This is a genomic window from Streptomyces sp. CBMA123, assembly GCF_014596465.1.
Lineage (GTDB): Bacteria > Actinomycetota > Actinomycetes > Streptomycetales > Streptomycetaceae > Kitasatospora.
Map to the genome: position 1 here is coordinate 1 of NZ_MECK01000252.1, position 7,553 is coordinate 7,553.

A 7,553-nucleotide genomic window follows, 5' to 3' on the forward strand; every position below is an offset into this window, starting at 1 on the left:
CGCCGACGAGCTGGCCGCCGCCCGGCTGGCCACCGCGCGCCGGCTGGCGGCCGCCTACCGGGCCACCGTGCTGCTGAAGGGCTCCACCACCGTGGTCGCCGACCCGGGCGGGGCCGTCCGGGTGAACCCCACCGGCACCTCCTGGCTCGCCACGGCGGGCAGCGGGGACGTGCTGGCCGGTCTGGCCGGTTCGCTGCTGGCCGCCGGCCTGTCCCCGCTGGACGCCGCCTCGGTGGCCGCCTATCTGCACGGCCTGGCGGGCCGGGAGGCGGCCGGTGACCCGGGCGCACCGGTGACGGCGCTGGCGGTGGCCGAGGCGCTGCCGGCGGTCTGGCGGGCGGTCCGGGAGCCGTAGCCGGCGCCGGCCGACGGGCCTCCCGCCCGGCCCCGGGGCGGAACCGAAACGTCCGTTCACCGCGTCCTCCGCTGGGCGGACGGGCCGTTTGCCGCAGGTCGGCGGGGTGCGGGAGGCCGCGGTGCCGACCACCGCGCCGATGGGCCGTTCGGCGAGGACTCCGGGACGTCTGGGAGACTGACCCTGATGACAACTGCGAACACGACCGGCACAGCCACCCTCACCGACGGCGTACGGGCCGAGGCGACCATCGATCTCGCCGCCCTGCGCGGCAACCTCGCGGCCCTGCGGGAGCGCGTCGGGAGTTCGGCGGTGATGCTCGCGGTCAAGGCGGACGCCTATGGCCACGGCGCGGTCGAGTGCGCCCGTGAGGCGGTCGCGAACGGGGTCGGCTGGCTCGGCTGCGCGACGCCCGACGAGGCGTTGGCGCTGCGGGCCGCGGGCATCCGCCCGGAGCAGGCCCGCATCCTGTGCTGGCTGTGGACGCCCGGCGGGCCGTGGCGCGAGGCGCTGCGCGCGGACCTGGACATCTCGGTCAGCGGCCGGTGGGCGCTGGAGGAGCTGCTGACGGCCGTTCGGGAGACCGGCATCCCGGCGCGGGTGCACCTGAAGGCCGACACCGGCCTCGGCCGCAACGGCTGCCAGCCGCACGACTGGCCGCAGCTGGTGGCCGAGGTGCGGCGCGCCGAGGCCGAGGGGCTGCTGCGGGTCGTCGGCGTCTGGTCGCACTTCGCCGCCGCCGACGAGCCCGGCCACCCGTCGATCCAGGCCCAGTTGGACTCCTACCGCGCCGCGCTGGCGCACGCCGAGGCCGCCGGGCTGCGCCCCGAGGTGCGGCACCTCGCGAACTCCCCGGCCACCCTGCTGCTGCCGGAGGCGCACTTCGACCTGGTCCGCACCGGCCTCGCCGCGTACGGGCTGTCGCCGGTGCCCGAGGTGGGTTCGCCGGCCGACTTCGGGCTGCGCCCGGTGATGTCGCTGTCGGCCCGGCTGGCGCTGGTCAAGCACGTTCCCGGCGGGCACGGGGTCAGCTACGGCCACCACTACGTGACGCCCGGCCCGACGACGCTGGGCCTGGTCCCGGTCGGCTACGGCGACGGCGTGCCGCGCCACGCCAGCGGCACCGGCCCGGTGCAGATCGGCGGCAAGTGGCGCACGGTGGCCGGCCGGGTGGCGATGGACCAGTTCGTGGTGGACCTGGGCGGCGACACCCCCGAGGCCGGCGACCAGGTGCTGCTGTTCGGCACCGGCGAGAGCGGGGAGCCCACCGCCGAGGACTGGGCCCGCGCCTGCGGCACCATCTCGTACGAGATCATCACCCGGATCGGCGCCCGGGTGCCCCGCCGCTACCTGGGCGGCAGCCACGAGGGGGGCCGCGCGGCATGACCGACACGCCGACCGACGGCAACCCGGTCGCGGCGGTGGCCAAGGCGGCCGGCGCGGCCTCCGGGGTGAGCCGGGCCGGCGTGATCGGGATCTCGGTCGGCGTGCTGGCGGCCGGCGCGGCCGCGGGCGTCGCGATCGAACGGCTGACGGTCGGCCGGGCGATGCGCCGCCGGGCCCGGGCCGAGCTGGAGGCGACCGCCCCGTACGGCTCGCTGCGCGGGCGCCCGCTGACGGTGGCCGCGCCGGACGGCACCGGGCTGTACGTCGAGCTGGACGGCACCGGCTGGGACGAGCCGGAGGGCGGCGGCACCGGGCCCGAGCGCTCCGGGTCCGAGTGCTCCGGGTCCGAGCGCTCCGGGGGCGAGCGGGCGAGTGGCAGCGCTGAACCGCTGACCGTGGTGTTCAGCCATGGCTACTGCCTCAACCAGGACAGCTGGCACTTCCAGCGGGCGGCGTTGCGCGAGGGCATGCGGCTGGTCTTCTGGGACCAGCGCAGCCACGGCCGCTCCGAGCGTTCCCGTACCTACCTGGCGGGTGAGCCGGCCGGCATCGATCAGCTGGGCGGCGACCTCAAGGCGGTGATCGACGCCGTCGCGCCGACCGGGCCGCTGGTGCTGGTGGGTCACTCGATGGGCGGCATGACGGTGATGGCGCTGGCCGACCAGCACCCGGAGCTGTTCCGGGAGCGGGTCGCCGGGGTCGCGCTGGTCGGCACCCTGGCGGGGGACTGGAACGAGGTGAGCCTCGGTCTGCCGAAGGCCGGGGCCAAGCTGTTCAAGAAGGTCGCGCCGGGCGTGGTGAGGCTGCTCGGCCGTCAGGTCGAGCTGGTGGAGGCGAGCCGGCGGATCGGCTCGGAGGTCGCCGCCGTCTTCTACCGGAGGTTCTCCTTCGGGAGCCGGGACGTCGACCCCGGCGTGGTGCGCTTCGCCGAACAGCTGCTGGACGCCACCTCGATCGACGTGGTCGCCGAGTTCTACCCGGTGTTCGGCGCGCACGAGAAGTACGAGGCGCTGGCCGCCCTGCGCGGCCTGCCGGCCCTGGTGCTGGCCGGGACGAAGGACCTGCTGACGCCGTCCGCGCACAGCGAGGCGATGGCGGAGCGGCTGCCGGGCGCCGAGCTGGTCCTGGCCGAGGGGGCGGGGCACCTGGTGCTGCTGGAGCGCCCGGAGCTGGTCGACCACGAGTTGGCGCTGCTGCTGCGCCGGGCGGTGGACTTCGCCGGCGCCGCGCCGCTGCCGACGGCCGTCCTGGAGCTGGCCGACGAGCCGGCGGAAGCGTCCGACGCCTCCGAGGAAGCGGCCGTCGACCCCGCCTGAGACCCCCTGAGCCCCGCCGAGCCGGACCGCGCGCCGCGGCCGGGCGCGGCGATGTGGCACGGTAGCGGTGGCGGCCGGTGGTCGGTGCGCCGCTACGGACCGAAGGGCAAGACACGCGCATGGGCTCGCACGCCACTCTGACCGTCCCCACTCCGGAGCGGATGGGCCGGCTCGGCCGGGAGCTGGCCGCGCTGCTGCGGCCGGGGGACCTGGTGCTGCTCTCCGGCGAGCTGGGGGCGGGGAAGACCACGCTGACCCGGGGCCTGGGGGAGGGGCTGCAGGTCCGCGGGGCGGTGACCTCGCCGACCTTCGTGATCGCCCGGGTGCACCCGTCGCTGGTCGGCGGCCCGGCCCTGGTGCACGTGGACGCGTACCGGCTGGGCGGGGACCTGGACGAGATGGAGGACCTCGACCTGGACGTCTCGCTGCCGGAGTCGGTGGTCGTGGTCGAGTGGGGCGAGGGCAAGGTCGAGCGACTGGCCGAGGACCGGCTGGAGGTGCGGATCGAGCGGGCGATCGGCGACACCGCCGGGGAGGACCACGACCCGCGCCGGGTGCTGCTGACCGGTATCGGGGGGCGCTGGGCGGGCGCGGAGCTGGCGGAGCTGGCGGAGCGGGCCTGAGCCGCGCCCCCGCACCGGTCGATCGGGTTCCACCGTTTTGCCGACAGGCTGTCGGGAAGGTGTTGCGGGCGGGGCGCCGGGCGTGGTGGGATGGGTGCTGCGGTTAGGTCTGCCTAACTAGGGAGGCGCCATGTCGAGCACCACCCCCGCCCCGGAGCGCGCCGTGCGCACCGCCGGGGCCGGAGAGTCCGCCCACCGCGCTCCGGGCGAGCCGATGCGGGCGCTGCTGGCCGCCTGCGCGGCCGCCGAGGCGGTGTCCACCCCGCCCGAGCCGCGGCCCCGGCAGGCCGAGGAGCCCGAGGCCGGGACGCCCCGGGCCGCGTAGCACCGTGCGGCCGGGTAGCGGCGTGCGCGTGGAACCGCGCGCAGAAAACCGTGCGTGAACCGCGCGCGTGGCACCGCGTTCGCGGAGCGCCCGGCTCAGGGGACCACGACCACCTTGGTGCCGTTCGGCGCGAAGTCCCAGAGCAGCTGGCCCTCGGCGCGGCCACTGCGGATGCCGCCGGTCTTGGTCTTCGGGTCGGCGGTCGGGGTCGCGCCGTCCAGCGCCGCGCTGAAACCGAACACCACGCCGTTCTGCTGCGCGAAGCGCACCACGTGCTCGATCTGCCGACCGTCCGTCCCGGTGCCGCTGGGGTTGCGGCTGTACACCGAGTAGCTGCCCGGGGTGGGCTCGATCGAGCCCGGGGTGACCGCGAAGGCGGCCGCGACCTGCGGGTTCTTCTTCGGGTCGATCAGCCAGACGAAGTGGCTGCCGACCGAGTAGACCACCCGCGTGCCGCTGCCCGAGGTGGCCGGCAGCGGCGGGACGGTCGGGGTGGCCGAGGCGCTGGGCGTCGCGGAGGCGGCCGGGCCGGTGGACGTCGAGGCGACGGTCGGCCGGGCTCCGCCCGCGCGGTCCTGCGCACCGTTGGCCTGGAAGGCCAGCAGGCTCACCACCGCCAGGGCCCCCAGGGTCAACCCCGTGACCACCACTCCAGGACCCATCTTCGCCACGTGCCCGCTCCCGCCGCCGTCCGCTGTTCGTACGGCCCTAATCGTGCCAGGTCCCCCGGGCGGGTCGGCAGCGCCCAGTACGTGTGTTCCGGATGGGGACACCAGCTCGATCAGCCGGTCGGCCCAACGTCGGTCTAACCTTGACCCGTGCTGCTGCTCGCGTTCGACACCGCCACCCCCGCCGTCACCGCCGCCGTCCACGACGGCACGGCCGTCCTCGCCGAGACCCACCAGGTCGACGCCAGGCGCCACGGCGAACTGCTGCTGCCCGCGATCGACCAGGTCCTGCGGGCCGCCGGAGTGGACAAGAGCCACCTCACCGGCATCGCGGTCGGCGTCGGCCCCGGCCCGTACACCGGCCTGCGGGTCGGTCTGGTGACCGCCGCCGCGCTCGGCCACGCGCTGGGCCTGCCGGTGCACGGCGTCTGCACCCTGGACGCGATCGCCTTCCAGGCCCGGGCCGAGGGACTGGCCGGGCAGCCGTTCACGGTGGCCACCGACGCGCGCCGCAAAGAGGTCTACTGGGCCTCGTACGACGCCGACGGCAACCGCACCGAGGGCCCCGGCGTGGACCGCCCGGCCGAGCTGACGCCCGCGGCCCGCTCGGTGGGCGCCGGCGCGCTGCTCTACCCGGACGCCTTCCCGGGCGGCCACGGCCCCGAGCACGTCTCGGCCGGCGCCCTGGCCGGCTTCGCCGCGGCCGAGCTGGCCGCCGGGCGCGAGCTGCTCCCGAACGTGCCGCTGTACCTGCGCCGCCCGGACGCCCAGGTCCCGGCCGCCTACAAGACCGTCCTAGGGGGCAAGGCGGTGCTCCCGGCGTGAACCACGGCACCACCCTGCGCCCGATGCGCTGGTGGGACATCGAGCCGGTGATGGACCTGGAGCTCAGGCTGTTCCCCGAGGACGCCTGGTCCCCCGGGATGTTCTGGTCCGAGCTCGCCGAGGCCCACCCCGGCGGCACCCGCCACTACTCGGTCGCCACCACCACGGACGGCACGATCGTCGGCTACGCCGGTCTGATGACCGTCGCCGGCGAGGGCGACGTCCAGACCATCGCCGTCGACGACCGCCACCAGGGCGGCGGCCTCGGCACCGCCCTGCTCACCGACCTGATCCACGAGGCCGCCCGGCGCGGCTGCGCCGACCTGCTGCTGGAGGTGCGGGTGGACAACCAGCGCGCCCAGCGGCTGTACGAGCGCCACGGCTTCGAGCCGGTGGGCATCCGGCGCGGCTACTACCAGCCCGCCAACATCGACGCGCTGGTGATGCGCCTCGAGCACCCCAGCACTGACCCGAAGGACCCTAAGGACACCCCCCATGGCTGACGAACCGCTCGTCCTCGGCATCGAGACCTCCTGCGACGAGACCGGCGTCGGCATCGTGCGCGGTACCACGCTGCTGGCCGACGCGGTCGCCTCCAGCGTCAACGACCACGCCCGCTTCGGCGGTGTCGTCCCGGAGATCGCCAGCCGCGCCCACCTGGAGGCGATGGTCCCGACCATCCAGCGCGCCCTGGACACCGCCGGGATCAAGGCCAGTGACCTGGACGGCATCGCTGTCACCGCCGGCCCCGGCCTGGCCGGCGCGCTGCTGGTCGGCGTCAGCGCGGCGAAGGCGTACGCCTGGGCGCTGGACAAGCCGCTGTACGGGGTCAACCACCTCGCCTCGCACATCTGCGTCGACCAGCTGGAGCACGGTCGGCTGCCCTCGCCGACGATGGCCCTGCTGGTCTCCGGCGGGCACTCCTCGCTGCTGCTCAGCGAGGACATCACCACGGACGTCCGCCCGCTCGGCGCGACCATCGACGACGCGGCCGGCGAGGCCTTCGACAAGGTCGCCCGGGTGCTCGGCCTGGGCTTCCCGGGCGGCCCGATCGTCGACCGGACGGCCCGCGAGGGCGACCGCAAGGCGATCAACTTCCCGCGCGGCCTGAGCGGCAGGAACGACCCCGAGTACGACTTCTCCTTCTCCGGTCTGAAGACCGCCGTCGCCCGCTGGGTGGAGGCCAAGCGCCGGGCCGGCGAGGAGGTGCCGATCGCCGACGTCGCGGCCTCCTTCCAGGAGGCGGTCACCGACGTGCTCACCCGCAAGGCCGTCAAGGCCTGCAAGGACAACGGCGTCGACCACCTGATGATCGGCGGCGGCGTCGCGGCCAACTCCCGGCTGCGCGAGATGGCCCAGCAGCGCTGCGACCGGGCCGGCATCCGGCTGCGGGTGCCCCGGCCGGGCCTGTGCACCGACAACGGCGCGATGGTGGCGGCGCTGGGCTCCGAGATGGTGTGGCGCGACCGCGCCCCCTCCGCCCTCGACCTGTCCGCCGACTCCTCGCTGCCGGTGACCGACGTCCACGTGCCGGCCGCGGTGATCGGGCACGGCGACGTCCACGGCCAGGCCTACGACGCCCTCGGTGGCGGCGCCGCGTGACCGTCGCCGCGATGTGGGAGGCCCGGGCGGCGGACGGCCGGGGGGCCGAACTCGCGGCCTGGGCACGGGAGTCCGCGCTGCCCGCGCTGCGCGGCGCGGCCGGGCTGGAGCGTCTCGAACTGCTCACCGCGCCCGGCACGGGGGCACCCCCGGCCGAAGGCGGGGGGAGGGTGCTGCTGATCGCCTGGTGGAGCGGCGAGCCCGTGCCGGTCGCCGACCCGCCGGCCGAGCTGCTCGGCCGCCCGGTGCACCGCTGGTCCTTCACCAGTGAGCACGTCGAGTAGGCCGTGGACGGGAACCGCCACCGCGGCCGCTACCGTGCATAGCTGAGAGAGAGCTGGACGGGACCGGGAGCGCGCTGCGGTGAACAGGGACGGGCTGAGCAGGACCAGGACGTACGCGGCGGGGGTGCTGGCCTTGCTGGCCTTCGCCACCGCGTGCGGCGACAACGGG

At 75.8% G+C, this 7,553-nt stretch carries 10 protein-coding genes; 9 read left to right on the forward strand and 1 reads right to left on the reverse strand.

Features of this window, described 5'->3' with window-relative positions:
• The 5 genes from BG452_RS25565 to BG452_RS25585 all read left to right on the forward strand — a co-directional run.
• Positions 1-355: NAD(P)H-hydrate dehydratase (locus BG452_RS25565; protein ID WP_317621226.1), on the forward strand; the 355-nt coding region annotated here is incomplete at its 5' end.
• 186 nt (positions 356-541) lie between these two features.
• Positions 542-1,741, forward strand: a complete 1,200-nt coding sequence (alr, locus tag BG452_RS25570; protein ID WP_188306715.1) for an alanine racemase — start codon at positions 542-544, stop codon at positions 1,739-1,741.
• Positions 1,738-3,057 carry an alpha/beta fold hydrolase gene (locus BG452_RS25575; RefSeq protein ID WP_188306716.1) on the forward strand — a complete coding sequence of 440 codons (1,320 nt, stop codon included), beginning with the start codon at positions 1,738-1,740 and terminating at the stop codon, positions 3,055-3,057. Before alr ends, BG452_RS25575 begins: the two co-directional genes overlap by 4 nt.
• A gap of 119 nt (positions 3,058-3,176) precedes the next feature.
• Positions 3,177-3,680: a tRNA (adenosine(37)-N6)-threonylcarbamoyltransferase complex ATPase subunit type 1 TsaE gene (tsaE, locus tag BG452_RS25580; protein WP_188306717.1), complete on the forward strand. Its 504-nt coding sequence runs from the start codon at positions 3,177-3,179 to the stop codon at positions 3,678-3,680.
• Between the two features lie 130 nt (positions 3,681-3,810).
• The gene (locus tag BG452_RS25585; RefSeq protein ID WP_188306718.1) at positions 3,811-4,005 is read left to right on the forward strand and encodes a hypothetical protein; all 195 of its coding nucleotides are present in this window, start codon (positions 3,811-3,813) and stop codon (positions 4,003-4,005) included.
• Between the two features lie 95 nt (positions 4,006-4,100).
• Here BG452_RS25585 and BG452_RS25590 read toward each other — a convergent pair whose 3' ends face one another.
• Positions 4,101-4,667 carry a hypothetical protein gene (locus BG452_RS25590; protein ID WP_188306722.1) on the reverse strand — a complete coding sequence of 189 codons (567 nt, stop codon included), beginning with the start codon at positions 4,665-4,667 and terminating at the stop codon, positions 4,101-4,103.
• A gap of 156 nt (positions 4,668-4,823) precedes the next feature.
• Between BG452_RS25590 and tsaB the strand changes: the two genes are divergently transcribed.
• Genes tsaB through BG452_RS25610 form a run of 4 tightly spaced genes read left to right on the forward strand, consistent with a single transcriptional unit; the run spans position 4,824 to position 7,384 of the window.
• Complete coding sequence (tsaB, locus tag BG452_RS25595) at positions 4,824-5,498, forward strand: tRNA (adenosine(37)-N6)-threonylcarbamoyltransferase complex dimerization subunit type 1 TsaB (protein ID WP_188306719.1); 675 nt, start codon at positions 4,824-4,826, stop codon at positions 5,496-5,498.
• 23 nt (positions 5,499-5,521) lie between these two features.
• Entirely contained in the window at positions 5,522-6,001 is a 480-nt protein-coding gene (gene rimI, locus BG452_RS25600; protein ID WP_188306723.1) for a ribosomal protein S18-alanine N-acetyltransferase, read from the forward strand.
• Positions 5,994-7,100, forward strand: coding sequence for a tRNA (adenosine(37)-N6)-threonylcarbamoyltransferase complex transferase subunit TsaD (gene tsaD / locus BG452_RS25605; RefSeq protein WP_188306720.1), 1,107 nt, complete (start codon positions 5,994-5,996; stop codon positions 7,098-7,100). Before rimI ends, tsaD begins: the two co-directional genes overlap by 8 nt.
• Positions 7,097-7,384 carry a hypothetical protein gene (locus tag BG452_RS25610; protein WP_188306721.1) on the forward strand — a complete coding sequence of 96 codons (288 nt, stop codon included), beginning with the start codon at positions 7,097-7,099 and terminating at the stop codon, positions 7,382-7,384. Before tsaD ends, BG452_RS25610 begins: the two co-directional genes overlap by 4 nt.
• Positions 7,385-7,553 lie beyond the last annotated feature (169 nt).